Annotated in this window: 22 protein-coding genes; 6 read left to right on the top strand and 16 right to left on the bottom strand. The window is 68.4% G+C overall.

The annotated features are described in order from the left end of the window. Nucleotides 1-58 precede the first annotated feature (58 nt). From SZ55_RS20520 to leuS, 5 genes are all read right to left on the bottom strand, one after another. Entirely contained in the window at nucleotides 59-1,381 is a 1,323-nt protein-coding gene (locus SZ55_RS20520; protein ID WP_044410744.1) for a lytic murein transglycosylase, read from the bottom strand. Between the two features lie 57 nt (nucleotides 1,382-1,438). Then, entirely contained in the window at nucleotides 1,439-1,591 is a 153-nt protein-coding gene (gene arfA / locus SZ55_RS20515) for an alternative ribosome rescue factor ArfA (protein ID WP_044410741.1), read from the bottom strand. Between the two features lie 75 nt (nucleotides 1,592-1,666). Then, nucleotides 1,667-2,704, bottom strand: a complete 1,038-nt coding sequence (gene holA / locus SZ55_RS20510) for a DNA polymerase III subunit delta (protein ID WP_044410738.1) — start codon at nucleotides 2,702-2,704, stop codon at nucleotides 1,667-1,669. A 46-nt stretch (nucleotides 2,705-2,750) separates the two neighbouring features. Next, nucleotides 2,751-3,362, bottom strand: coding sequence for an LPS-assembly lipoprotein LptE (locus tag SZ55_RS20505; RefSeq protein ID WP_044410736.1), 612 nt, complete (start codon nucleotides 3,360-3,362; stop codon nucleotides 2,751-2,753). A gap of 55 nt (nucleotides 3,363-3,417) precedes the next feature. Beyond that, a complete protein-coding gene (gene leuS, locus SZ55_RS20500) occupies nucleotides 3,418-6,039 on the bottom strand; it encodes a leucine--tRNA ligase (RefSeq protein WP_044410734.1) in 2,622 nt (873 codons plus the stop codon). A gap of 231 nt (nucleotides 6,040-6,270) precedes the next feature. On the opposite strand from leuS, the gene SZ55_RS20490 reads away from it, so the two are divergent. Then, nucleotides 6,271-6,711 carry a hypothetical protein gene (locus SZ55_RS20490; RefSeq protein ID WP_044410729.1) on the top strand — a complete coding sequence of 147 codons (441 nt, stop codon included), beginning with the start codon at nucleotides 6,271-6,273 and terminating at the stop codon, nucleotides 6,709-6,711. Between the two features lie 24 nt (nucleotides 6,712-6,735). Beyond that, nucleotides 6,736-7,518 carry a YdcF family protein gene (locus SZ55_RS20485; RefSeq protein ID WP_044410726.1) on the top strand — a complete coding sequence of 261 codons (783 nt, stop codon included), beginning with the start codon at nucleotides 6,736-6,738 and terminating at the stop codon, nucleotides 7,516-7,518. Between the two features lie 6 nt (nucleotides 7,519-7,524). Here the strand turns inward: SZ55_RS20485 and lnt are convergent, their stop codons facing one another. The 5 genes from lnt to miaB form a co-directional block, all read right to left on the bottom strand. Further along, a complete protein-coding gene (lnt, locus tag SZ55_RS20480) occupies nucleotides 7,525-9,045 on the bottom strand; it encodes an apolipoprotein N-acyltransferase (protein WP_044410724.1) in 1,521 nt (506 codons plus the stop codon). A 93-nt stretch (nucleotides 9,046-9,138) separates the two neighbouring features. Beyond that, a complete protein-coding gene (locus SZ55_RS20475) occupies nucleotides 9,139-9,978 on the bottom strand; it encodes an HlyC/CorC family transporter (RefSeq protein WP_044410721.1) in 840 nt (279 codons plus the stop codon). Between the two features lie 19 nt (nucleotides 9,979-9,997). After that, on the bottom strand, nucleotides 9,998-10,456 hold the full coding sequence (gene ybeY / locus SZ55_RS20470; protein WP_044410718.1) for an rRNA maturation RNase YbeY: 459 nt from the start codon (nucleotides 10,454-10,456) through the stop codon (nucleotides 9,998-10,000). Further along, nucleotides 10,449-11,468, bottom strand: a complete 1,020-nt coding sequence (locus SZ55_RS20465) for a PhoH family protein (protein ID WP_044410715.1) — start codon at nucleotides 11,466-11,468, stop codon at nucleotides 10,449-10,451. Before SZ55_RS20465 ends, ybeY begins: the two co-directional genes overlap by 8 nt. A gap of 87 nt (nucleotides 11,469-11,555) precedes the next feature. Continuing rightward, entirely contained in the window at nucleotides 11,556-12,896 is a 1,341-nt protein-coding gene (gene miaB, locus SZ55_RS20460) for a tRNA (N6-isopentenyl adenosine(37)-C2)-methylthiotransferase MiaB (RefSeq protein ID WP_044410879.1), read from the bottom strand. A gap of 128 nt (nucleotides 12,897-13,024) precedes the next feature. On the opposite strand from miaB, the gene SZ55_RS20455 reads away from it, so the two are divergent. Further along, a complete protein-coding gene (locus SZ55_RS20455) occupies nucleotides 13,025-13,357 on the top strand; it encodes a DUF1820 family protein (RefSeq protein WP_044410713.1) in 333 nt (110 codons plus the stop codon). Nucleotides 13,358-13,369: 12 nt separating this feature from the next. Here SZ55_RS20455 and SZ55_RS20450 read toward each other — a convergent pair whose 3' ends face one another. From SZ55_RS20450 to SZ55_RS20435, 4 genes are all read right to left on the bottom strand, one after another. Then, nucleotides 13,370-13,918, bottom strand: a complete 549-nt coding sequence (locus SZ55_RS20450) for a tetratricopeptide repeat protein (RefSeq protein ID WP_044410710.1) — start codon at nucleotides 13,916-13,918, stop codon at nucleotides 13,370-13,372. Between the two features lie 174 nt (nucleotides 13,919-14,092). Then, entirely contained in the window at nucleotides 14,093-15,382 is a 1,290-nt protein-coding gene (gene hemL, locus SZ55_RS20445) for a glutamate-1-semialdehyde 2,1-aminomutase (RefSeq protein ID WP_044410707.1), read from the bottom strand. A gap of 32 nt (nucleotides 15,383-15,414) precedes the next feature. Then, nucleotides 15,415-16,044: a thiamine phosphate synthase gene (gene thiE / locus SZ55_RS20440; RefSeq protein ID WP_044410704.1), complete on the bottom strand. Its 630-nt coding sequence runs from the start codon at nucleotides 16,042-16,044 to the stop codon at nucleotides 15,415-15,417. Then, nucleotides 16,041-16,838, bottom strand: a complete 798-nt coding sequence (locus tag SZ55_RS20435; protein WP_044410701.1) for a hydroxymethylpyrimidine/phosphomethylpyrimidine kinase — start codon at nucleotides 16,836-16,838, stop codon at nucleotides 16,041-16,043. The genes thiE and SZ55_RS20435 overlap by 4 nt, the downstream gene beginning before the upstream one ends. 265 nt (nucleotides 16,839-17,103) lie before the next feature. Between SZ55_RS20435 and SZ55_RS20430 the strand changes: the two genes are divergently transcribed. The 3 genes from SZ55_RS20430 to SZ55_RS20420 all read left to right on the top strand — a co-directional run bounded on the left by SZ55_RS20430 (nucleotide 17,104) and on the right by SZ55_RS20420 (nucleotide 21,896). Next, complete coding sequence (locus tag SZ55_RS20430) at nucleotides 17,104-19,494, top strand: hybrid sensor histidine kinase/response regulator (protein ID WP_044410876.1); 2,391 nt, start codon at nucleotides 17,104-17,106, stop codon at nucleotides 19,492-19,494. Between the two features lie 105 nt (nucleotides 19,495-19,599). Next, nucleotides 19,600-20,250 (top strand): TetR/AcrR family transcriptional regulator, encoded by a 651-nt coding sequence (locus SZ55_RS20425; RefSeq protein ID WP_044410698.1) that lies wholly within the window; start codon nucleotides 19,600-19,602, stop codon nucleotides 20,248-20,250. After that, nucleotides 20,247-21,896 (top strand): acyl-CoA dehydrogenase family protein, encoded by a 1,650-nt coding sequence (locus tag SZ55_RS20420; protein ID WP_044410695.1) that lies wholly within the window; start codon nucleotides 20,247-20,249, stop codon nucleotides 21,894-21,896. The genes SZ55_RS20425 and SZ55_RS20420 overlap by 4 nt, the downstream gene beginning before the upstream one ends. A gap of 332 nt (nucleotides 21,897-22,228) precedes the next feature. Here the strand turns inward: SZ55_RS20420 and SZ55_RS20415 are convergent, their stop codons facing one another. Further along, complete coding sequence (locus SZ55_RS20415) at nucleotides 22,229-23,380, bottom strand: MFS transporter (RefSeq protein ID WP_044410692.1); 1,152 nt, start codon at nucleotides 23,378-23,380, stop codon at nucleotides 22,229-22,231. A gap of 118 nt (nucleotides 23,381-23,498) precedes the next feature. Beyond that, nucleotides 23,499-23,642 carry a hypothetical protein gene (locus SZ55_RS28360; protein ID WP_160158606.1) on the bottom strand — a complete coding sequence of 48 codons (144 nt, stop codon included), beginning with the start codon at nucleotides 23,640-23,642 and terminating at the stop codon, nucleotides 23,499-23,501. Nucleotides 23,643-23,659 lie beyond the last annotated feature (17 nt).

Genomic DNA, 23,659 nt, shown 5'->3' with positions numbered 1-23,659 from the left:
CAAAGGCGGTGCTGGTCTGGCAGCCGCCGGGCCGCTCGGGCCCGGCGACAGGAGGGTGTCAGCGGCCGTTGCGCAGTTGCAGCAGCAGGGCTGGCGTGGGGTAGCCGTCGGCGGGCCAACCCAGGCGCTGCTGGTAGCCGCGGATGGCCTTGCGGGTGTTGGCGCCAATGATGCCGTCGGCGCTACCCGGGCTGTAGCCGCTGCTGGCAAGGGCTTCCTGAAGCTCGATGCGCTCGGTGCGGCTGAGGGGGCGATCCTCCTTCGGCCAGGCGCCGGCGATCTGCCCCGCGCCGTCGAAGCGCTGGGCCAGCAGGCCCACGGCCAGGGCGTAGGAGGAGGAGTTGTTGTAGCGCAGGATGGCGCGGAAGTTGTCCAGCACCAGGAAGGCCGGGCCGCGATGGCCGGCGGGCACCAGCAGCGAGGCGCGGTCCTGGTCGAGGCCCGGTGCCAGGGGCACCTGGACCCCGAGCTGGCGCCATTCGCTGACCGTCTTGCGGATGTCCGCGTCGGCCTGGGCGTAGTCGAAGCCGGCCGGCAGCCGCACCTCGGCGCCCCAGGGCTTGCCCATCTGCCAGCCGGAGGCCTTGAGGTAGTGGGCGGTGGACGCCAGGGCGTCGGCGGTGGAGTTCCAGATGTCGCGGCGACCGTCGCCGTCGAAGTCCACGGCGTGGCTGTTGTAGGTGGTGGGGATGAACTGGGTCTGGCCCATGGCGCCGGCCCAGGAGCCGCGCATGCCGGCGGGCTGGATGTCGCCGTGCTGGATGATGCCGAGGGCGGCGATCAGCTGTTCGTGGGCGAAGGCCGGGCGACGTCCTTCATACGCCAGGGTGGCGAGGGAGCGGATCACCGACTTGTCGCCCATGAACTGGCCGAAGCTGCTCTCCATGCCCCACACCGCCACCAGGGCCTGGCGGTCGACGCCGTAGCGGCTCTCGATGGCACTGAGCAGGGTGGCATGCTGTTTCAGCAGGCCCTGGCCCTTGCGCACGCGGTAGGGCGACAGTGCGCCGTCGAGGTATTCCCATACGGGGCGGGTGAACTCGGGCTGGCTCTGGTCGGCGGCCACCACGCTCGGGTCGGGGGTGACGCCGACGAAGGCCTGGTCGAGGATGGTGGCGCGGATGCCGGCTGCCAGGGCTTCCTGGCGGAAACGGTCACGCCATTGTTCGAAGCTCTCGCTGGGCTGTGCGAGTACCGGGGACGGGGTTGCGGCCGTGCTCGACGGGCCGGGCGTGGCCAGCACGGTGGTGGCCGTGGCGGTATTGGGCTGCGGGGCGGGCGCGGTGGCAGTGGGTGTTTCGGCGCAGGCGCTCAGGGCTGCGAGGGTGGAAGCCACGGCCAGGCTGCGGAGCATGGGGCCGGGGGCTGGTGCGCGGAACATGGAGAGGTCTCGACGGCAGGCCAAACAAGCCGCGACCTTAGCACGGATGCCGGGTTTTCAGGCGGCCAGAAGCGAAGAAGCCTCCCAGTTACGGGAGGCTTCTCTGCGGTAGCTGCCTTTGCCTTTCAGTGGCTGTTCCTGGCGGCTGCGGAACAGGGGCTGGGCGACGATGCTCTTCGCTTTGTTGGGTTTCTTGCGTTGCTTGGCCATGGCCGGTTCTCCACTGGGCGCCTGCGGGGTTGCAGGCGCGCGCATCTTGCGCCCGCGTGCGGGCGATGTCCAGTGTCAGGCGGCGGGGATGGGCAGGCGCTGGCCGGCGAGGCTGAGGGCCAGGTGTGCCAGGCCGATCCACGGATCGCCGGGGACCTGGCCCTTGATCTGCGCATCGATGCGCTGGGCATCGCTGAGCAGCTGGTTCCAGCGTGAGGCCGGGTGGCGTTGCAGGGCGCGGCTGACCAGGGGGCGGCGCTTGTCCCAGATGGGGGGGCGGGCCGAGGCGAAGGCTTTCTCCAGCGGGACGCCCTGGGCGTACTGCTGGGCGATGCCGGCCAGCTGGCGCAGCTCACGGGCGAGGGCCCAGAGGATCACCGGGGTTTCCACCCCTTCGCCCCGCAGGCCTTCGAGGGTGCGCAGGGTGTGCGCGGGTTCGCCGTTGAGTGCGGCGTCGATCAGGCCGAAGACATCGAAACGGGCGCTGTCGGCAACGGCCGCCTGGACCGTGGCGGCATCCACCTGGGCACCTTCGGCGAGCAGCTTGAGCTTTTCGATCTCCTGGGCGGCGGCCAGCAGGTTGCCTTCCACCCGGGCGGCGATCAGGTCCACCGCTTCCTGGCTCGCGGCCAGGCCGGCCTGGGCCATGCGCTGGCGGATCCACTGGGGCAGCTGGTGGGCGTCCACCGGCCAGATCTGGATGAACTGGGCGTCCGCGCCGTCGATCAGGGCCTTGGCCCATTTGGTCTTCTGCGTGCTGCCATCCAGCTTGGGCAGGCTGACCAGCAGGACGGTGTCTTCCGGCGGTCGGGCCAGGTATTCCATCAGGGCTGCTGCGCCCTTGTCGCCGGGCTTGCCGGAGGGCAGGCGCAGCTCGATCAGGCGGCGCTCGGCGAACAGCGACAGGCTGGCTCCGGCCTCCAGCAGCAGGCCCCAGTCGAAGTTGTTCTCGGCGTTGAACACCTGGCGCTCGCTGAAGTCGCGGGCGCGGCAGGCGCTGCGGATGGCGTCGCAGGCTTCCTGGCAGAGCAGGGGCTCGTCACCGCTGACGACATAGACAGGGGCGAGGTTGCCTTGCAGGTGCTTGCTGAGCTGGGCGGCGTTGAGCTTCATGGGGGAGGGCTGCCCGGCGGCGCGATCGCGCAACCGGGCGGGGCGCTTACTTGATGGGCAGTTGCAGCGGGGATTGCTGCGGCTGCTGCGCTTCTTCCGCGCGACGGGCGGCTTCCAGCGCTTCTGCTTCGGCCTGGGCCTTGGCTTCCGCCTGGGCCTGCAGCGTGTCCAGCTGCTCAGGGGTGATCAGCTGCAGGCGCATGGCCACTTGCTGGATCAGGTCGCGGCGCATTTCCTGGCGCAGTTGCGCGGACTCCTGGTCGGAGGCGATCAGGTTGTTGCTGTCGTGGGTGTAGTAGCGCTGGACGTCGACGCGGTCCTGCAGCAGCAGCAGGTCTTTCTGGCCGCCACGGATCTCGTAGTCCAGGGTGTTGCTCAGCTGGTATTCGGAGGTGCGCGAGTTGCCGCTGTAGCTGGCGGAGCGGCTTTCTTCCTGTTCGCGGGTCAGGACGATGCGGTAGGGCGCACCGGCATGCACCTTGACGTGGCTGTGCTTGAGCAGCTGGCGCAGTTGCTTGACGGTTTCGCCGTAGGAGTTGCGGGCGGTGACGTCCACTTCCTTGAGGGCGAACTGGGTGTCGCCGGTGCCGCGCAGCTGGAAGCCGCAGGCGCCGAGTGTCAGCGTCAGGCCCAGGACCAGCAGATTCCGTTTCTTCATCGTTGGTTTTCCCCTTGGCGAATCGCCGGGGCTGCGCGGCAGCCCCGGTGTGAAGTCAGTTGGCGACAATGTTGACCAGCTTGCCCGGGACCACGATCACCTTGCGGATGGTCAGGCCTTCGGTGAAGCGCAGCACGTTCTCGTTGGCGCGGGCGATTGCCTCGACGGTCTCGCGGCTGGCGTCGGCCGCCACCTCGATCTGGCCACGGAGCTTGCCGTTGACCTGCACCACCAGTTGCAGGGTGTCCTGCACCAGGGCGCTCTCGTCGACCTTCGGCCAGGCGGCGTCGATGACGGCGTCCGCATGGCCCAGTTCACGCCAGAGTTCGTGGCAGATGTGCGGGGTGATCGGGGCCAGCAGCAGGGCCACGGTCTCCAGGCCTTCCTGGAGCAGGGCGCGGTCCTGGGTGTCGGTCTGGGGCGCTTTCTCCAGCACGTTCATCAGGGTCATCACGGCGGCGATGGCGGTGTTGAACTTGTGGTGCTGGCCGACATCCTGGCTGGCCTGCTTGATGGCCAGGTGGATGGCGCGGCGCACGTCCTTCTGGGCGTCGGAGAGGGCGGCGGTGTCCAGCGCAGCCGGCAGGCCGGCATTGACGTGGGCCTGGGCCAGACGCCAGACGCGGCGCAGGAAGCGGCTGGCGCCTTCGACGCCGGCGTCGGACCATTCCAGGCTCATGTCCGGCGGGGAGGCGAACATCATGAACAGGCGGCAGGTGTCGGCGCCGTAGGCGTCGATCATGGCCTGCGGGTCCACGCCGTTGTTCTTCGACTTGGACATCTTCTCGGTGCCGCCGATTTCCACCGGCAGGCCGTCGGTCTTCAGGCGCGCGCCGATGACCTTGGCCTTGGCATCGCGCTCGACTTCGACGTCGGCCGGGTTGAACCAGTCCTTACCGCCGTTGGAGGCGGTGCGGTAGTAGGTCTCGGCGACCACCATGCCCTGGGTCAGCAGGTTCTTGAACGGCTCGTCGGAGCTGACCAGGCCTTCGTCACGCATCAGCTTGTGGAAGAAGCGCGCGTAGAGCAGGTGCAGGATGGCGTGCTCGATGCCGCCGATGTACTGGTCCACCGGCAGCCAGTGGTTGGCGGCAGCCGGGTCGACCATGCCCTTGTCATAGGTGGGCGAGGCGTAGCGGGCGAAGTACCAGGAGCTTTCCACGAAGGTGTCCATGGTGTCGGTTTCGCGCTTGGCCGCCGTGCCGCATTTCGGGCAGGTGCATTCGTAGAACTCGGGCATCTTCGCCAGCGGGCTGCCGGCGCCGTCCGGTACCACGTCTTCGGGCAGCACCACAGGCAGCTGGTCCTCGGGGACCGGAACGTCGCCGCAGCTCGGGCAATGGATGATCGGGATCGGGCAGCCCCAGTAGCGCTGGCGGCTGATGCCCCAGTCGCGCAGGCGGAACTGGGTGCGCGACTGGCCGAGGCCCTTCTTCTGCAGGGCCACTTCGATGGCGTCGAAGGCGCCCTGGAAGTCCAGGCCGTCGAATGCGCCGGAGTTGATCAGCTGGCCGTGCTCGCCGTAGGCGTCCTGCCAGGGGGCGGGGGTCTCGTCACCGGCGCTGGTGCGCACCACCGGCTTGACCGGCAGGTTGTACTTGGCGGCGAAGGCGAAGTCGCGCTCGTCGTGGGCCGGGACGGCCATCACGGCGCCTTCGCCGTAGTTCATCAGCACGTAGTTGGCGACCCAAACCGGGAGCTTCTCGCCGGTCAGCGGGTGCTCGACGAACAGCGGGGTGGCCAGGCCTTTCTTCTCCTGGGTGGCGATGTCGGCTTCGGCGACGCCGCCACGCTTGCACTCGTCGATGAAGGCCTGCAGCTCGGCAGCCTTGTCGGCCGGCAGCTTGGTCAGGGCGATGGCGGCCAGCGGGTGCTCGGCGGCTACGGCCACGTAGGTGGCGCCCATCAGGGTGTCGGGGCGGGTGGTGAAGACCTTCAGCGCGCCGTCCTGGCCGATGCTGGCGGCGTCATAGGGGAAGCTGACTTCCATCCCGCGGGACTTGCCGATCCAGTTGCGCTGCATGGTCTTGACCTGCTCGGGCCAGCCCGGCAGGTCGTCGAGGCTGCTGAGCAGCTCTTCGGCGTAGGCGGTGATCTTGAAGTAGTACATCGGGATTTCGCGCTTCTCGATCAGCGCGCCCGAACGCCAGCCACGGCCGTCGATGACCTGCTCGTTGGCCAGCACGGTCTGGTCCACCGGGTCCCAGTTCACGGTGCCGTTCTTGCGGTAGATCACGCCCTTCTCGAACAGGCGGGTGAACAGCCACTGTTCCCAGCGGTAGTAGTCCGGCTTGCAGGTGGTGACCTCGCGGGACCAGTCGATCGCCAGGCCCAGGCTCTTCAGCTGGGCCTTCATGTAGGCGATGTTCTCGTAGGTCCACTTGGCGGGGGCGACGTTGTTCTTCATGGCGGCGTTTTCCGCCGGCATGCCGAAGGCGTCCCAGCCCATGGGCTGCAGCACGTTCTTGCCCTGCATGCGGTGGTAGCGGGCAATCACGTCGCCGATGGTGTAGTTGCGCACGTGCCCCATGTGTAGCTTGCCGCTCGGGTAGGGGAACATGGACAGGCAATAGAAGGTGTCCTTGCCGGCCTGTTCGCTCACTTCAAAGGATTTGTGCGCGTCCCAATGGGCCTGCGCGGCGGCTTCGATATCACGGGGCTGGTAGTTTTCGTGCATGGCTACTTGCGCTGATAAATGGGCATCGGATCGGGGCCGCGAAGGGCGCTGAACCGCGTGCGAAACGTAAATTCAAGCGCCGTAGCATACATGAGCGCCATTGGCAGAGGGAAACCCTGATTGCGCGCGGGCCGCGCCCCGCCGCCGTTTGTCGCGGCCACCCTGCGGGGGGCCTCGTGACCGCTAAGCTTCTGCTTCATGAGGGCGCTGCAGTGTGTATCGAGGTGCTGCATGGTGGAGACGAGGCGAGCAGAAACGGCGGGTGGGCTCTATGAGCGTCTGCTGCATCGTCTGGCCCTGGCGCTGGACGAGGCGGACACGGCTGAGCGCCTGCGCAACGAACACCCGAGCGAACTGGAGCTCAAGGGGCTGAGCCCCGCCGAGCTGGCGTTGATTCGGGCTTATCTCGACAAGGACCTGAACTGGTTGCGCGGCTGGCACGCGGCAGCCGAGGAACTCGCCCTCATCGAGCAGCAACCCACCCGTGCGGCGAAGCCCGTGCGCAATCCCAAGAGCGCTCCGCCCGCCCGCGCGGCCCGTCCGCTGTTCAAGCGTCGGCAGCAACTGCTCTGTGCCCTCTGTGGCGCGCCGGCCAACTGGCAACGTGGCCAGGGCGTCCAGGCCTGCGGTACCTGCGGGTCCCAGCTTTTCCGCGCCGGCAATCCCCGATAGGCTTCGCGCACCCTGGAGGTGCCGATGCCGATTCGCTATCTGTTCAAACAACTGTTGATGCCGCCGGGCATCCTTTTGGTCCTGCTGTTGCTGGCCTGGTGGTGGCGTGCGCGTCGCCCCCGCCTGGCGCTCGCCTGTTTCCTGATGGGGTTCGGTGGCCTGTGGACGATGAGCCTGCCGGTGACGGTGGAAACCCTGGCCGGCTGGCTGGAAACCGAACCGCCCTTGCAGGAGGCGCGCTGGGCCGAACTGCCCGGGCGCGCCCAGGCCATCGTCGTGCTGGGTGCCGGGCGGGTTCGCGATGACCCCGCCTGGGACGGCGACCAGCCCAGCCTGCTGGCCATGGAGCGCATGCGCTACGCCGCGCGGATCGCCAAGGCCACTCAACTACCGGTGCTGGTCACTGGCGGGTTCCACTACGGCCAGCCGCCCAGTGAGGCGGCGATCATGGCCGAGTCGTTCGAGCGTGATCTGGGCGTGCCGGTGCGCTGGCGGGAAGAGGCGAGCCGGACCACCTGGGAGAACGCCGTGGAGTCGGCGCGCATCCTCAAGGCCGAGGGCGTCGAGCGGGTGGTGCTGGTGACCCAGGGCTTCCACATGCAGCGCGCACGCTGGTGCTTCGAGCAGGCGGGGCTGGAGGTGGTCACGGCGCCGTCGTCGTTCCTGTCCTCGCCCAATTCACGGCCGTTCGGCGGTTGGCTGCCGGAGACGGTGGCGGTGTGGCACAGCGGGATGTTGCTCAACGAGGCGCTGGGCCTGTTGGCCTACCCGCTGGCATACCGCCCGGGAGCGGTTGCCAGCGAGTGAGCCGGGTCAGACGGTCTTGGCGATGCGGCTGGCCAGCAGGGCCCAGCCGAACAGCAGACCGCAGAGGATGGCCAGCGGCCAGGAGCGCCATTTCAGGTACGGGGTGAGGCCTTGCATGGGCTCCACCTGGCCGTAGAGCGAGGCCTTCTCGAACTGCGGGATGGCGGTTTCGATGCGGCCGAAGGGGTCGATCAGCACGGTGACGCCGTTGTTGGTGGCGCGGATCATCCAGCGTCCGGCCTCCAATGCCCGCATCTGCGCCATCTGCAGGTGTTGCAGCGGGCCGATGGAGGTGCCGAACCAGGTGTCGTTGGACACGGTCAGCAGCAGGTCGCTCTGGGCGGCCAGGTTGGCGGCGAACTCGGGGTAGACCACTTCGTAGCAGATGTACGGCGCGATCCTGTAGCCCTTGGCCAGCAGCGGCGGCTGGTCGGCGGGACCGCGAGCGAAGTCGGACATGGGCAGGTCGAAGAAGGCGATCAGCCCACGCAGCATATCCTGCAGCGGAACGTATTCGCCGAACGGCACCAGTTGCTGCTTGAGGTAGGTGCCCTGGCCGTCGCCGACCACGGTGATGCCGTTGTAGTAGCGCTTCTCGCCCCGCTCGTTGGCCTGGCGGATCGGCACACCGGTGATCAGTGCGGCCTGGCGGTCGTGGGCGACGCGGCCCATGACGGAGAGGAAGCCTTCGGCGTGTTCCTTCAGTACCGGTACGGCGGTTTCCGGCCAGATGATCAGGTCGGTGCGGCGCGCCGCCAGGGTCATGTCGCGGTAGAGCGCCAGCTGGGCTTCCAGCTGTGCCGGGTCCCATTTCAGGTTCTGCTCCACGTTGCCCTGCAGGGCGACCACGTCGAGCTTCTCGCCCAGCGGCCGGGTCCAGGCGTGGTCCTTGAGGGCCAGCCCGGTGATCCAGGGGGCCGCCAGCAGACCCAGGGCGGCGACCAGGAAGGCCGGGGCCCGGCGCAGGCGCACCAGGTTGACCAGCAGGGCAGCGCTCAGGGCGAGGGCAAACGACACCAGCCAGACACCGCCGAGCGGGGCCAGGCCCGCCAGGGGGCCGTCCAGCTGGCTGTAGCCGGCGTAGAGCCAGGGGAAACCGGTGAGGAACCAGCCGCGGAAGGCCTCCTGGGCCAGCCACAGCGCGGCGAAGGCCAGGGCGTCGGCCAGCGGGGCCTCGTTGCGGCGGAACCAGCGTGCCCAGAGCGCGGCGGGAATGGCGAAGAACAAGGCCACGCCGGCGCTGAAGCCGCCGGTGAGCAGTGCCGCCAGCGGCGCCGAGGCGCCGCCGTAGTCATGGATGCTGACGTAGATCCAGCTGGTGCCGGCGATGAACAGGCCGAAGCCGTAGCACCAGCCCCGGCCGAAGGCGGCCTTGGGGCCGAGCCCGCGCAGGCCGAGGTAGAACAGGGCGAGGGACAGCAGCGACAGCGGCCAGTAGTCGAAGGGCGCCATGGCCAGCGGGGTGAGGGCGCCGGCAGCCAGGGCCAGCAGGTTGCCCGGCCAGCCGGGGCGGGTGATCCAGTTCATGCGCAATCCTTGGGCGGGGCAGTGGAGGGCCCGGAACGCCGCGCAGTCTAGCCGGGCCACGCCCGCGCCGGGAAGCGACGGGCGTGGTGGCGGTCAGCGGTTGATCGGGCTGAGGCGCAGCAGGTGCAGGCGGCGGCTGTCGGCGTTGAGCACGCGGAAGCGGAAGCCGCCGATTTCGGTGGTCTCGTTGCGCTTGGGCAGGTGCCCGAAGGCGCCCATGACCAGACCGCCGATGGTGTCGAACTCGTCTTCGGAGAAGTCGGTTTCGAAAAAGCTGTTGAAGGCATCCACCGGGGTCAGCGCCTTGACGATGAAGTCGCCGCTGGGCAGCGGCTTGATGTAGCTGTCTTCCTCGACGTCGTGCTCGTCCTCGATGTCGCCGACGATCTGCTCCAGCACGTCCTCGATGGTCACCAGGCCCGCCACGCCGCCGTATTCGTCGATGACCACGGCCATGTGGTTGTGGTTGGCGCGGAATTCGCGAAGCAGCACGTTGAGGCGCTTGGACTCGGGCACGAAGGTGGCCGGGCGCAGCAGCTCCTTGATGTTGAAGGGGCGCTCGGGGTCCTGGAGGATCAGCGGCAGCAGGTCCTTGGCCAGGAGGATGCCCATGACGTCGTCCAGGCCTTCGCCGATCACCGGGTAGCGCGAGTGCGCGGCGTCGATGATGGCGGGGAGGAACTCGCGGGGTGTCTGGGTGGCCTTGATGCTGATCATCTGCGAGCGCGGCACCATGATGTCGCGCACCTGCAGGTCAGCCACCTGGATGGCGCCCTCGACGATGGACAGCGCTTCGCTGTCCAGCAGTTTGTTCTGGTGGGCTTCGCGCAGCAGCTCCAGCAGCTCCTGGCGGCTTTTCGGCTCATGGGCAAAGGCCTGGGTCAGCTTTTCCAGCCAGGACCTGTGCCCGTTGCTCGATCGATCTTCGCTCATATGTCCTTGCTCGGGTTTCTCACTCGTCGTCGCGGTACGGGTCGGGGTGGCCGAGTTCGGCCAGCAACTCCCGTTCCAGCGCTTCCATTTCTTCGGCTTCCTCGTCCTCGATGTGGTCGTAACCCAGGAGGTGCAGGCAGCCGTGAATCACCAGGTGCGCCCAGTGGGCATCGAGGGCCTTGCCCTGCTCGGCAGCCTCGCGGGCCACCACCGGGGCGCAGATCACCAGGTCGCCCAGCAGCGGGATGTCGAGGAACTCCTCGGGCACGTCGGCGGGGAAGGACAGCACGTTGGTGGCGTAGTCCTTGTGCCGCCAGGTGCGGTTCAGCTCGCGGCCCTCGGGCTCGTCCACCAGGCGGATGGTCAGCTCCGAGTCGCCCTGGCGCTGGCGCAGGGCCAGGGTGCACCAGCGGCGGAAGTCGGCTTCGCCGGGCAGGTCACTGGCCTCGCTGGCCAGTTGCAGGTCGAGTTCAAGCATCGGGATTGATCGCACCCGGATCGTTGTCGGCAGGACGCGGCTTGGCCTGGGCGCGGTTGTCGTAGCGGTCGTAGGCTTCGACGATGCGCTGCACCAGCGGGTGGCGGACCACGTCGTGGGACTTGAAGTGGGTGAAGGCGATGCCGGGCACGTCACGCAGCACGTCGATCACGTGGGCCAGGCCGGAGCGGGTGCCCCGGGGCAGGTCGACCTGGGTGATGTCGCCGGTGATGACGGCCGTGGAGCCGAAGCCGATACGGGTCAGGAACATCTTCATCTGCTCGACGGTGGTGTTCTGACTCTCGTCGAGAATGATGAAGCTGTTGTTAAGGGTGCGGCCACGCATGTAGGCCAGCGGGGCGACCTCGATCACCTGCTTTTCGATCAGCTTGGCCACCTGCTCGAAGCCGAGCATCTCGTAGAGGGCGTCGTAGAGCGGGCGCAGGTAGGGGTCGATCTTCTGGGTCAGGTCGCCGGGGAGGAAGCCCAGCTTCTCGCCGGCTTCCACCGCCGGGCGTACCAGCAGGATGCGGCGCACCTGCTCGCGCTCCAAGGCGTCCACGGCGCAGGCGACGGCCAGGTAGGTCTTGCCGGTGCCGGCCGGGCCGATGCCGAAGTTGATGTCGTGGTCGAGGATGGACTTCACGTAGCGCTGCTGGTTGATGCCGCGCGGACGGATCATGCCCTTGCGGGTGCGCAGGGCGACGCTGGCTTCCATCTTGGGGTTGGCCAGCTCGTCCATGCCGGTTTCCCGGAGGAACAGGTGGACCATGTCCGGGGACAGCTCGGTGGCTTCGGTCTCACGGTAGAGGCGGCGCAGCAGGTGCTCGGTGGCCTGGGTGCGCTGGGGGTCGCCCACCAGCTCGAACTGGTTGCCGCGGTTGCGGATCTCGATGGCCATGCGCTGTTCGATCAGCCGCAGGTGTTCGTCGAACTGGCCACAGAGGTTGGCGAATCGACGTGCTTCGAAGGGCTCCAGGGTGAAGCGGTGCAAATCCAGGGGTGCGTTCAATGTCGTGGGTTCTTGGTCGCCGTTGGCAGGTCAGGAGTTGGAGCATAAACCCAGGTGCCCGGCTGCGGAAGCACGGGCACCGGGATTTCAGTGCAGGGTGTCCTCGATCAGCGTGCCGCGCAGGGAGTGGGGCAGGGCGTCGTCGATGTGCACGTCGACGAACTGGCCGATCAGGCGCGGGTTGGCGCTGCGGAAGTTGACGATGCGGTTGTTCTCGGTGCGGCCCTGGAGCATGCCCGGGTCCTTCTTGGAGAAGTCGCTCACCAGGATGCGCTGGACGGTGCCGACCATGCGGCGGCTGTTCTCGAAGCCCTGCTGGTGGATGCGGGCCTGGAGGATCTGCAGGCGCTGCTTCTTCACTTCTTCCGGGGTGTCGTCGGGCAGGTCGGCGGCCGGGGTGCCGGGGCGCGAGCTGTAGACGAAGGAGAAGGAGAAGTCGAAGCCGACGTCTTCCACCAGCTTCATGGTGGCCTCGAAGTCCTTGTCGGTCTCGCCGGGGAAACCGACGATGAAGTCGGAGCTGATGCAGATGTCCGGTACCGCTGCCTTGAGCTTGCGGATGCGCGACTTGTATTCCAGCGCGGTGTGGTTGCGCTTCATCGCCGCGAGGATGCGGTCCGAACCGGCCTGCACCGGCAGGTGGACGAACTTCACCAGCTCCGGCACTTCGGCGTGGGCCTGGATCAGCGCGTCGGAGAACTCCAGCGGGTGGGAGGTGGTGTAGCGGATGCGGTCGATGCCGTCGACGGCGGCCACCACGCGGATCAGCTCGGCGAAGTCGGCGATGCGCCCGTCGTGGGTCTGGCCGCGGTAGCCGTTGACGTTCTGGCCCAGCAGGGTGACCTCGCGCACGCCGTTCTCGGCCAGGTGGATCACCTCGGCCAGCACGTCGTCGAAGGGCCGGCTGACTTCCTCGCCCCGGGTGTAGGGCACCACGCAGAAGGTGCAGTACTTGCTGCAGCCTTCCATCACCGAGACGAAGGCGCTGGGGCCGTCTACGCGGGGCTCGGGCAGGCGGTCGAACTTCTCGATCTCGGGGAAGCTGATGTCCACCTGGGGCGCGCGGGTGGTGCGCGCGGCGTCGATCATCTCCGGCAGGCGGTGCAGGGTCTGCGGGCCGAAGACCACGTCGACGTAGGGCGCGCGCTCACGGATGGCGGCGCCTTCCTGGCTGGCCACGCAGCCACCGACGCCGATCACCAGCTCGGGGTTCTGGCGTTTCAGCTCCCGCCAGCGACCGAGTTGCGAGAACACCTTCTCCTGCGCCTTCTCGCGGATGGAGCAGGTGTTGAGCAGGATGACGTCGGCCTCCTCGGCACGTTCGGTCATTTCCAGCGCCTGGTGTTCGCCCAGCAGGTCGGCCATGCGCGAGGAGTCGTACTCGTTCATCTGGCAGCCGTGGGTTTCGATATAGAGCTTCTTGGCCATGCAGGTCAGGGTCGGGTGGTTCGAAGAACCGCGCATTATAGTCGCGGCCTGCCCGCGTTCCTAGGGTGGTGCGACCGGTCGCCGTGCTATGCTTCGCGCCCCCATTTTCCTGCCGTACCGACCTTTACATGAGCAAGCACGAACCGATCTTCAAGGTGATCTTCCTCAACCAGGGCCAGGTCTACGAGATCTACGCCCGGCAGATCTTCCAGAGCGAGCTGTGGGGGTTCCTGGAGATCGAGGAGCTGGTCTTCGGCGAGCGCAACCAACTGGTGGTGGACCCCAGCGAGGAGAAGCTCAAGGCGCAGTTCGAGGGCGTGGTGCGCAGCTTCGTGCCGATGCACGCGATCATCCGCATCGACGAGGTGGAACGCCTGGGCACGGCGAAGATCAGCGAGGCCAAGGGCACGGGCAACGTCATGCCGTTCCCCATGCCGCCCATGCCGGACAAACGCAGCTAGGCGGCGCGGTATTCAGGGCAGGGGGGCGAAGGGCGATCCGCCGTCGGCGGTCTGCAGTTCGATGAGGTAGTTGCGGAAGATCTGCCCCAGCACCTGGGTGGCGATCTCCAGCTCGTCGGCGCGCATCTGCCCGGCCACCACGTCCGCCGAGTCCATCGCCTCGTCCGAGCCGTTCACCGCCGCCATCTTCAGCACGATGTAGGCCTGCACGTTGCTGGCCGGCACGCCTTCACCCCGGAAGAACATGTTGCCCAGGCGGAATTGCGCCTGGGCGTTGCCTTTCAGCGAGGCCTGCTCGAACCAGTTGAGGGCTTGTTGCAGGTCGCGCGGGGCGCGCTTGCCGTCGTAGTAGAACTCGCCCAGCTCGTATTGCGCGCCGGTGTCGCCGGCCTTGGCAGCCTGCTGGCAGTTGGAGAGGGCTTCCTGGAGGTCTTCGGGGCGTGTGTTGAGGTTGCAGCGGCCGGACGCCGGGATCAGCAGCGAGTTGCCGCCGGCTTCGGCCAGCAGGGGAGAAAGGAGCAACAGGCTGCCCAATGTCAGGATGCGGCCGGTGCGGTTCATCAGATCACATCGCCTCGGAAAGCAGAGCGGGCTCCCGCCCGGTCGGCGAAACGCGCCGACCGTCACATTATGAAATAAGCAGGGCGCTACTTACAAAGTCTTTGCACGCTTTTCCCGCACCCGGGCGGCAAGGCCGGTGGCCTGCACGCCCGGGCGTAGGGGGGGCGTAACGGATCAGCCCTTTTTCAGCTCTGCGAAGGCGCGTTCGGCGGCGTCCAGGGTGATGGCCAGTTCCTTGTCGCCGTGGGCGATGGAGGTGAAGCCGGCCTCGAAGGCGCTGGGGGCGAGGTAGACGCCGCCGTCCAGCATCAGGTGGAAGAAGCGCTTGAAGCGCTCGACGTCGCTGGCCATCACATCGTCGAAGGTGACGATGTCATCGGCGCCGCTGAAGTACAGGCCGAACATGCCGCCCGCCTGGGTTGTCACGAAGGGAATGCCGGCGGCGTCGGCGCGCTGCTGCAGGCCGTCGAGCATGCGGGTGGTGTAGTCGGTCAGCTCGGCGTGGAAGCCCGGGCGGCTGATCAGCTTCAGGGTGGTCAGGCCGGCGGCCATGGCCAGCGGGTTACCGGACAGGGTGCCGGCCTGGTAGACCGGGCCCAGTGGGGCGATGCAGGACATGATCTCGCGCTTGCCGCCGAAGCAGCCCACCGGCATGCCGCCGCCGACGATCTTGCCGAAGGTGGAGAGGTCCGGGGTCACGCCGTAGTGGGCCTGTGCGCCACCCAGGGCGACGCGGAAGCCGGTCATCACTTCGTCGAAGATCAGCACCACGCCGTGCTGGTCGCACAGGCGGCGCAGGCCTTCGAGGAAGCCGGGCGCCGGCGGTACGCAGTTCATGTTGCCGGCGACCGGCTCGACGATGATGCAGGCCACGCTCTGGCCGACTTCGCCGAGGGTCTTCTCCACCGCGCCGATGTCGTTGAAGGGCAGGGTCAGGGTGTGCTTGGCGAAGTCCGCCGGCACGCCGGCCGAGCTGGGCACGCCCTGGGTCAGCAGGCCGGAGCCGGCCTTGACCAGCAGGCTGTCGGAGTGACCGTGGTAGCAGCCTTCGAACTTGATGATCGCGTCGCGACCGGTGAAGCCGCGGGCCAGGCGGATGGCGCTCATGGTCGCCTCGGTACCGGAGCTGACCATGCGCACCATCTCCATGGACGGCACCAGGGAGCAGACCAGGTCAGCCATCTCGGTTTCCATGGCGGTGGGTGCGCCGTAGGAGAGGCCGTGCTGCAGCTGGTTGCGCACCGCGTCGAGCACGTCCGGGTGGCCGTGGCCGAGGATCATCGGGCCCCAGGAGCCGACGTAGTCCACGTAGCGCTTGTCGTCCTCGTCCGTCACGTAGGCGCCTTCCGCGTGCTTGAAGAACAGCGGCGTGCCGCCGACGCTCCGGAAGGCGCGGACCGGCGAGTTGACGCCACCGGGGATGTGTTTCTGGGCGTTGGCGAACAGGGTTTCGGAACGGGACATGTCGAACTCTCTATGCAAGCGGTTGAAAGGGCTCAGGCCGACGCGAACAGCGCACTGAAGGCGCGGGCGCGGCGTTCCACCTCGGCAGGGCCGTCGGCGGCGAACAGGGCGTGGATCACCGCCACCATGCTCGCGCCACGGGCGATCAGCGCCGGAGCGGTGTCCAGGGTGACGCCGCCGATGGCAACGATGGGCTGCTGGAAGCGCTGGCGCGCCTCGTCCAGCAGCTCCACCGTGGCGGCCGGCGCACCGGGTTTGGTCTGGGAATTGAAGAAGCGACCGAAGGCCACGTAGCTGGCGCCTTCGGCCAGGGCCGACTCGGCCAGGTCCAGGCGCGCATGGCAGGTGGCACCGATGACCGCGTGACGGCCCAGCAGGGCGCGCGCTGCCGCGATGGAGCCATCGGTCTGGCCCAGGTGCACGCCCACGCCCAGGCGGGCGGCCAGCTCGGCGTCGTCGTTGATCAGCATCTGCGCGCCGTAGCGGGTGCACAGCTCGCGCAGCGCCTCGGCCTCACGCAGACGGCGGGCCTCGTCGGAGGACTTGTCGCGGTACTGCAGCAAACGGGCGCCGCCCTTCAGGGCCGCCTCCACGTAGGGCAGCAGCCGGCCATCGGCGAGCAACTGGCTGTCGGTGATGGCGTAGAGGCCGCGCAGCTTCATGAGCAGAAGTCCAGCGGCAGGCGGCGGGGCACGAACTGACCGTGGCCCGGTTGCTCGGCGTCACGCAGGGTGCGCCAGGTGTAGTCCAGTGCCGAGCGAACCGCGCTGGGCAGGGCTTCGCCCAGGGCCAGGCGACCGGCCAGGGTGCTGGCCAGGGTGCAGCCGGAGCCGTGGTAGCTGCCGGGCAGGCGCTGGCAGGTGAAGGTGTGGCGTTCGCCATCCTCGGTGTAGAGGCGGTTGTGGACCTCGGCCTCGTCGCCGTGGCCACCGGTGATCAGCAGGTTGCGGCAGAAAGGCAGCAGCTTCTCGGCGCATTCGTCGGCCGTGCCTTCGGGGAGTTCGGCGAGGATGCGCGCTTCCGGCAGGTTCGGCGTGGCGATGAGCGCCACCGGCAGCAGGCGCTCGCGCATCGCGTAGCCCACTTCGTCCTTGCCCAGTGCACCGCCGCCGCCGGCACGCAGCACCGGGTCGCAGACCAGCGGCACACCCGGCAGGCCCTGCATGATCTCCAGCACGGTCTCCACCATCTCCACCGAGCCGAGCATGCCCAGCTTGACGGCGGAGACCGGCAGGTCGGCGATCACCGCACGGGCCTGGGCCAGCACCCATTCGCGGTCGAGCACGCGGAAGTCGGAAACGTTGACGGTGTCCTGGACAGTCAGGGCGGTCACGGCAGGAGCCGCGTGGCAGCCTTGGGCGATCAGGGCTTCGATGTCCGCCTGCAGACCGGCGCCGCCGCTGGGGTCGTGGCCGGAAAGACAGAGGACGATAGGGCGAGAGGGGGTCGTTTTCATGGTGCGCGAGCTTACCACCTTTCCGCCGTCGGGTCGGCCCGCCGGGCAGGGTGCCCGCCATCCGTCGAAAAGCGCCGAACAGCCTGGCGGGATAGGCCTGTAACGCCCATTCCAGAGCGGTTTACGCGAGATGGCAGAGTGCCTCCTATGGCGCCCCGATGCTGTGCTAGAGTGTGCGCATTCGAACAACCAGGCCCTGCGTGACGCTTCGGCTCCGGGAAGGAAAGGGACTTCCCGAGGCGTGCGACGGCCTTTGCGGGGCTTCATGCGTCACGTTCTCCTTTTCCTGTCCCTTTTCCTCTCCACCGCCGTGTTCGGCGTGGAGTTCGACGAGCACACCCGCCAGCTGCCCCTCGGGCTGCACATGGACGTCTTCGAAGACGTCCGCGGCGATGCCACCCTCGCCGACATCACCTCCCCCGCGCTGGATCGCAGCTTCCGCCGCAGCGACAAGCCTGTGCTCAACGCCGGCTATTCGCGCTCGGTGTTCTGGATCCGGCTCGACCTCAGCTACCGCCCCCGTGACCTCGGCGGCCAGCAGCCCTGGCTGCTGGAGCTGGCCTACCCGCCGCTGGACCACATCGAGCTCTACCTGCCCGACAGCGAGGGCGGCTACCGGCTCGCCCAGCGCACCGGCGATGCCTTGCCCTTCGCCAGCCGCGAGATCAGGCAGAACAACTACCTGTTCAACCTCAATCTGCAGCCCAACCAGCCCCAGCGCCTGTACCTGCGGGTCAACAGCCAGGGCTCGATCCAGGTGCCGCTCACCCTCTGGTCGCCCCAGGCCTACATGGAGGAGCAGCCCGGGCGCGTCTACGTGCTCGGCATCATCTACGGCGTGCTGCTGGTGATGCTCATCTACAACCTGTTCATCTACCTCAGCGTCCGCGACACCAGCTACCTCTACTACATCCTCTATATCGCCTCGTTCGGCCTGTACCAGATATCCGTCAACGGTGCCGGCATCCAGTACTTCTGGCCCGACAACCCCTGGTGGGCCAACGCCTCCACCCCGTTCCTGATCGGCTCGGCCGGGCTGTTCGGCTGCCAGTTCGCCCGCAGCTTCCTGCACACCGCCGACCACAGCCCCTGGATCGACCGCAGCCTGCTGGTGCTGATGGCCGTCGGCGTGCTGGTCATGGTCCTGTCCCTGGTCGCCAGCTACGCCGTCGCCCTGCGCCTGGCCACCATCCTGGCCCTGGTCTTCACCGTGGTCATCTTCGCCGCCGGCATCCTCGCCTGGCTGCGCGGCATGCGCGTGGCGCGCTACTTCATCTTCGCCTGGAGCGCCTTCCTCGCCGGTGGGGTGATCAACACCCTCATGGTGCTCGGCTACCTGCCCAACCTCTTCATCACCATGTACGCCAGCCAGATCGGCTCCGCGCTGGAGGTGGGCCTGCTGTCCCTCGCCCTGGCCGACCGCATCAACGCCATGAAGGAGGAGCGCACCCGCATCCTCCAGGAGTCCGGGCGCAAGCTGGAGGCCCTGAACCGCGAGCTGGCCGACAGCAACCGCCTCAAGGACGAATTCCTCGCCACCGTCACCCACGAGCTGCGCACCCCCATGAACGGCGTGATCGGCTCCCTCGAACTGATGCAGACCCTCCCGCTCGACGTCGAGCTGGAGCAGTACCAGAAGACCGCCGCCAGCTCCGCCAGGGACATGATGCGGCTGGTCAACGACATCCTCGCCATGACCGAACTGCAGGCCGGCAAGCTCTACCCGCGCCGCGAGACCTTCAGCCTGCGCGGCCTGTTCGACAGCCTGCGCGCCCAGTACGCCCCGCGCGCCGAGGAAAAGGGCCTGGCCTTCGCCCTGGAGCTGGACGAAAGCCTGCCCGACACCCTCGAAGGCGACGCCGGCAAGCTCGGGCAGATCCTCGGCCACCTGCTGGACAACGCCGTCAAGTTCACCGCCCGGGGCGGCGTCGTGCTGCGGGTCGCCGGCCACGGCCAGGAGCCTAGTGGCCCCCTGCGCCTGCTGGTGGCCGTGGAAGACACCGGCATCGGCTTCTCCACCCCGCCCGATGGCAGCCTCTACAGCGGCTTCCGCCAGCTCGACGGCTCCATGACCCGCGCCTACGGCGGCCTCGGCATCGGCCTGGCCCTGGCGCGGCAACTGGTCGAACTGCTCGGCGGCCAGCTCACCCACAGCTCCGAGCCCGGCCAGGGCAGCCGCTTCCAGCTGGCCCTCACCCTGACCCGCCCGGCCCAGCGCGAGGCCGCCCCGGTGCGTCGCGCCGTCGCCCAGGCCCAGCGCCGCCCCGAGCAATGCACCGTGCTGGTAGTGGAGGACAACACCATCAACCAGCTGGTGACCCGCGGCATGCTGCTCAAGCTGGGCTACCGCGTACGCACCGCCGACAACGGCGCCGAAGCCCTCGAACTGCTGCGCCGCGAGCACATCGACGGCGTCCTGCTCGACTGCCAGATGCCGGTCATGGACGGCTTCGCCACCTGCCGCGCCCTGCGCAGCCTGCCCGAATGCGCCGAATTGCCGGTGCTCGCCGTCACCGCCCACAGCCACAGCGGCGACCGCGAACGCTGCCTGGCAGCGGGCATGAGCGACTACCTCTCCAAACCGGTGAAATTCGAAGAGCTGCGCACCCTGCTGCACGACTGGGTGCTCTGCCGCGCCGGCGAACACCCGGTCTGATCGGTCACCCGCCGGCCGGAATGCCGCCTTCATCGTCGGGTTCCCCGCTTTCATCCAAAGTCTGAATCCTGATTCACTCGCTGCCAGTGAATCAGGATTCAGACCATGTCCTACCGCGTCACCGCCCAACGAATCGACCGCGACCAGGCCCTGCGCCAGCGCATCCTCGACTGCGCCCTGGCGCGGGTCGCCGAAGGCGGCTTCGCCGTCCTCACCATGCAGGCCTTGGCCGACGACGTCGGCATCGCCACCGGCAGCCTCTACCGCCACTTCCGCAACAAGGGCGAGCTGGCCGCCGAAGTCTTCGCCCGCGCCAGCCAGGTCGAAGTGGACGTGCTCAGCGAGCACCTGCGCGGCCCCGGCAGTGCCACCGAGCGCCTTGCCAGCGGCCTGCAACGCTTCGCCGAACGCGCCTGGCACAGCCGCCAACTGGCCTTCGCCCTGATCGCCGAACCGGTGGAGCCGGAAGTGGACGAGCAGCGCCTGCGCTTCCGCGAGGCCTACGCCGAGCGCTTCATCGAACTGCTCGAAGCCGGCATCGCCAGCGGCGAATTCCAGGTCGAAGCCCCCGCCCTGGTCGCCGCCTGCTTGGTGGGCGCCATCTCCGAATCCCTGGTCGGGCCGCTCTCGCCATCCGCCCGCGCCGCCCGTGATGCCGACCAGTCGCGCAGCGAACTCGAAGCGGTCTGCCGGCACCTCGTCATCTTCTGCCTGCGTGCCGTTGGTGCGCACCCGCCTGCTAGGAGGATTCCATGAGCCAGTCCCAGTACGCCGAAACCCACGACGTGTTCAACCAGGTGCCCACCCTCGACGGCGCCAACCTCTACCGCCTCGACCTGCCCCTGCAGGAATGGGCCCGCCGCTACGGCGCCGGCTGGGCCGAGTCACGCCTCGACGTCTACGGCGCCCTGGCCGGCGGCCCGCTGATGCAGGCGGGTTTTCTCGCCAACGAACACAAGCCGGTGTTCAAGAGCCATGACCGCTACGGCCATCGCGTCGACCTGGTGGAATTCCACCCGGCCTACCACGAACTGATGCGCACCGCCGTCGAACACGGCCTCACCTCGCTGCCCTGGCAGGACCCGCGCGCCGGCGCCCATGTCGCCCGCGCCGGCCTCACCTACCTGCACAGCCAGGCCGAGGCCGCCAGCGGCTGCCCGCTGACCATGACCTTCGCCGCCGTGCCCGCCATCCGCCTGCAGCCCAACCTCGCCGAGCGCTGGCTGCCGAAGATCCTCGCCACCGAATACGACCCGCGCAACGTACCCATGGAGCAGAAGCCCGGCGTCACCATCGGCATGGCCATGACCGAGAAGCAGGGCGGCACCGACGTCCGCGCCAACACCACCCGCGCCCACCCCATCGGCCTCGGTGGCCCTGGGGAGGCCTACGAACTGGTGGGCCACAAGTGGTTCTGCTCCGCGCCCATGTGCGACGCCTTCCTCACCCTCGCCTACACCGACAAGGGCCTCTCCTGCTTCCTCCTGCCGCGCCACCGCCCGGACGGCAGCCGCAACGCCTTCTACGTCCAGCGTCTGAAGAACAAGCTGGGCAACTGGGCCAACGCCTCCAGTGAAGTGGAATACCGCGGCGCCCTGGCCTGGATGGTCGGCGAGGAAGGGCGCGGCGTGCCCACCATCATCGAAATGGTCGCCATGACCCGCTTCGACTGCATGGTCGGCTCCAGTTCCCTCATGCGCCAGGCGCTCACCCAGGCCGCCCACCACTGCGCCCACCGCAAGGTCGGCGGCAAGGTCCTGGCCGACCAGCCGCTGATGCAGAACGTCCTCGCCGACCTCGCCCTGGAGAGCGAAGCCGCCCTGGCCCTCAGCCTGCGCATGGGCCGCGCCCTCGACAACCTGCACGACGAGCAGGAAGACCGCTTCGCCCGCCTGGTCACCGCCGTCGGCAAGTACTGGATCTGCAAGCGCGCCCCCGAAATGGTCTACGAGGCCAGCGAATGCATGGGCGGCGCCGGCTACGTCGAAGAGACCATCCTCCCGCGCCTGTACCGCGAAGCCCCGGTCAACTCCATCTGGGAAGGCTCCGGCAACGTCCAGTGCCTGGACGTCCTCCGTGCCCTGTCCAAGGAGCCCGGCGTGCTCGATGCCCTGTTCAGCGAACTGGGCGACGGCCACGGCGATGCCCGCCTCGCCGCGCAGATCAACAACCTCAAGGCCGCCTTCCACGACACCGCCGACATCCAGTACCGCGCCCGCCAGCTCACCGAAGACGTCGCCGTCGCCCTCCAGGCCAAGCTCCTGCTGGAGGCCGGCAACGCCACCGTCTCCGACGCCTTCATCGCCAGCCGCCTCGGCGGCAGCGGCCGGGTCTACGGCACCCTCCCGCGCGGCATCGACGTCGAAGCCCTGGTCGCCCGCAGCACCCCGCACCTGGCCTGACGCCACCCTGGCAACAAGGGAAAACAGCCGGTAGATTTTCCGCTGCCGGCTTTTCCCTCTGGGATCAGCGGGTTACGGGAAGCGTGTTCCCCACGGGTGTGGGGATGAACCGCTGCAACGGCTGCTACGGATGTATTTCCGCGAGTGTTCCCCACGGGTGTGGGGATGAACCGTAGCTCTTCTTCGCGGTTTCCACGAAGAGCTGGTGTTCCCCACGGGTGTGGGGATGAACCGGCTGCCCAGGGCGTGAACATCGACACGCCGACGTGTTCCCCACGGGGGTGGGGACGAACTCACCCCAAACCGGAACGACCAGGCCCCACTGCGCGGCCCTAGGCCGCCCGCTCCGCCAGCCGGCGCTGGCCGGTCAGCGCCGTGGCCACGAACATCGCCGCCGCCAGGCTCAGCGCCAGGGGCAGGCCGTGGGGGCCGGTGCCCATCAGCGCACCGCTCAGCAGCGGCCCCACCAGGCTGCCGATGCCCCACAACATGCCCACACAGGCGTTGGCGGTGACCAGGTCCTGCCCGTTGAAGCGCTCGCCGATGCGCACCAGCGCCAGGGTGTAGACGCCCCCCGCCACCGCCCCCAGCAACACCAGCGCCGGCCACAGCAGCGTGGGCCGGGTGATCAGCCAGGGCAGCGCCATGCCGATGCCCAGCGCCGCCACCCCGCAGACCAGGTGCAGACGGCTGCGCTCGGTGCGGTCCGACAGCCAGCCCAGCGGCACCTGGCAGACCATGTCGCCGGCCAGGATCACCGTCACCATCAGCGCCGCGATGCCCACCGCATAGCCATGGGCGCTGGCGTAGACCGGGAACAGCGACAGCACCACCGCATCGAAGAAGGCGAAGAACAGCACCCCCGTGCACAGCGCCGGGGCCACCCGCAGGAAGCCCGCCAGGGAGAAGGTGCGCACTTCATCCTCGGCGGCCTGGCCCCAGCCGCCCGGCAGCCCCCGGGCCACCGCCGCCAGGGCCAGCAGGTTGGCCAGCACCACCAGCGCCACCAGCCAGGGGCTCTGCGCCCCGAGCAGGCCGATCAGCGCCGGCCCGCCCAACTGGCAGCCGGTGAAGCAGGCGGCGTAGAAGGCCACCACCTGGCCCCGCCTGGCCTCGTCGCACAGCAGGTTGACCCAGGATTCCCCGAGGATCACCACCACCCCCATCGCCACCCCCAGCAGCAGCCGCGCCGCCACCAGCAGGGGCGTGGAGGCCGGCAGCTCCAGCGCCGCCACCGCCAGGCTGCAGAGCACGAAGCAGCCGAGGTACAACCCACGCCCCGACAGGCGCCGGCACAGCGGCGCCACCAGAAACGCGGCCAGGATCATCCCCGCCGCCGGCATCGCACTCAGCACCCCGATCTCCAGGCTCGACGCACCGGCCTCCATCAGCCGCAGCGACACCAGGGGCAGCGTCGCCCCCATGCTCAGCCCGACCACCGACACGGCGAAGATCAGCACCAGCAGCAACACACGATGGTTCATTTCGACTCCCGCCCGCAGGTAACCGGCCCGGGCCTGGCCATGGATCAACGACAGAGCGACACGCGCACGGACGCATGCCGGGAATGAACGAGGGGAACGCCGCGCGACAGCGCAGGGCTCAGACGGGGAGGGCGGGAGGCGAGAAGGTGAAGGCGAACAGCACGCTGCGGCGGCGCTTCAGCAGGGCATCACGCGGCCAGGCATTGGCTGCCAGCGCCGGATCGGGCTGGGCAACAAGGGCCGGGTGCAGGGGCGTGAACATCGCAGCGGTCTTCGGTG

The sequence above is a fragment of the Pseudomonas sp. FeS53a genome (assembly GCF_000931385.1).
Lineage (GTDB): Bacteria > Pseudomonadota > Gammaproteobacteria > Pseudomonadales > Pseudomonadaceae > Metapseudomonas > Metapseudomonas otitidis.
The sequence above is the reverse complement of the archived record's forward strand: the minus strand, read 5'-3'. Positions and strand labels throughout refer to the sequence as shown.

Bases quoted from the DNA above. Each gene is read 5' to 3' on its own strand.
- SZ55_RS20450 (WP_044410710.1), bottom strand. From the start codon at position 13,918: ATGAACCGCACCGGCCGCATCCTGACATTGGGCAGCCTGTTGCTCCTT.
- SZ55_RS20505 (WP_044410736.1), bottom strand. From the start codon at position 3,362: ATGAAGAAACGGAATCTGCTGGTCCTGGGCCTGACGCTGACACTCGGC.
- lnt (WP_044410724.1), bottom strand. From the start codon at position 9,045: ATGAACTGGATCACCCGCCCCGGCTGGCCGGGCAACCTGCTGGCCCTG.
- SZ55_RS20490 (WP_044410729.1), top strand. From the start codon at position 6,271: ATGGTGGAGACGAGGCGAGCAGAAACGGCGGGTGGGCTCTATGAGCGT.
- SZ55_RS20425 (WP_044410698.1), top strand. From the start codon at position 19,600: ATGTCCTACCGCGTCACCGCCCAACGAATCGACCGCGACCAGGCCCTG.
- holA (WP_044410738.1), bottom strand. From the start codon at position 2,704: ATGAAGCTCAACGCCGCCCAGCTCAGCAAGCACCTGCAAGGCAACCTC.
- SZ55_RS20455 (WP_044410713.1), top strand. From the start codon at position 13,025: ATGAGCAAGCACGAACCGATCTTCAAGGTGATCTTCCTCAACCAGGGC.
- arfA (WP_044410741.1), bottom strand. From the start codon at position 1,591: ATGGCCAAGCAACGCAAGAAACCCAACAAAGCGAAGAGCATCGTCGCC.
- SZ55_RS20435 (WP_044410701.1), bottom strand. From the start codon at position 16,838: ATGAAAACGACCCCCTCTCGCCCTATCGTCCTCTGTCTTTCCGGCCAC.
- SZ55_RS28360 (WP_160158606.1), bottom strand. From the start codon at position 23,642: ATGTTCACGCCCCTGCACCCGGCCCTTGTTGCCCAGCCCGATCCGGCG.
- thiE (WP_044410704.1), bottom strand. From the start codon at position 16,044: ATGAAGCTGCGCGGCCTCTACGCCATCACCGACAGCCAGTTGCTCGCC.
- leuS (WP_044410734.1), bottom strand. From the start codon at position 6,039: ATGCACGAAAACTACCAGCCCCGTGATATCGAAGCCGCCGCGCAGGCC.
- hemL (WP_044410707.1), bottom strand. From the start codon at position 15,382: ATGTCCCGTTCCGAAACCCTGTTCGCCAACGCCCAGAAACACATCCCC.
- ybeY (WP_044410718.1), bottom strand. From the start codon at position 10,456: ATGCTTGAACTCGACCTGCAACTGGCCAGCGAGGCCAGTGACCTGCCC.
- SZ55_RS20475 (WP_044410721.1), bottom strand. From the start codon at position 9,978: ATGAGCGAAGATCGATCGAGCAACGGGCACAGGTCCTGGCTGGAAAAG.
- SZ55_RS20420 (WP_044410695.1), top strand. From the start codon at position 20,247: ATGAGCCAGTCCCAGTACGCCGAAACCCACGACGTGTTCAACCAGGTG.
- SZ55_RS20415 (WP_044410692.1), bottom strand. From the start codon at position 23,380: ATGAACCATCGTGTGTTGCTGCTGGTGCTGATCTTCGCCGTGTCGGTG.
- SZ55_RS20485 (WP_044410726.1), top strand. From the start codon at position 6,736: ATGCCGATTCGCTATCTGTTCAAACAACTGTTGATGCCGCCGGGCATC.
- miaB (WP_044410879.1), bottom strand. From the start codon at position 12,896: ATGGCCAAGAAGCTCTATATCGAAACCCACGGCTGCCAGATGAACGAG.
- SZ55_RS20520 (WP_044410744.1), bottom strand. From the start codon at position 1,381: ATGTTCCGCGCACCAGCCCCCGGCCCCATGCTCCGCAGCCTGGCCGTG.
- SZ55_RS20430 (WP_044410876.1), top strand. From the start codon at position 17,104: ATGCGTCACGTTCTCCTTTTCCTGTCCCTTTTCCTCTCCACCGCCGTG.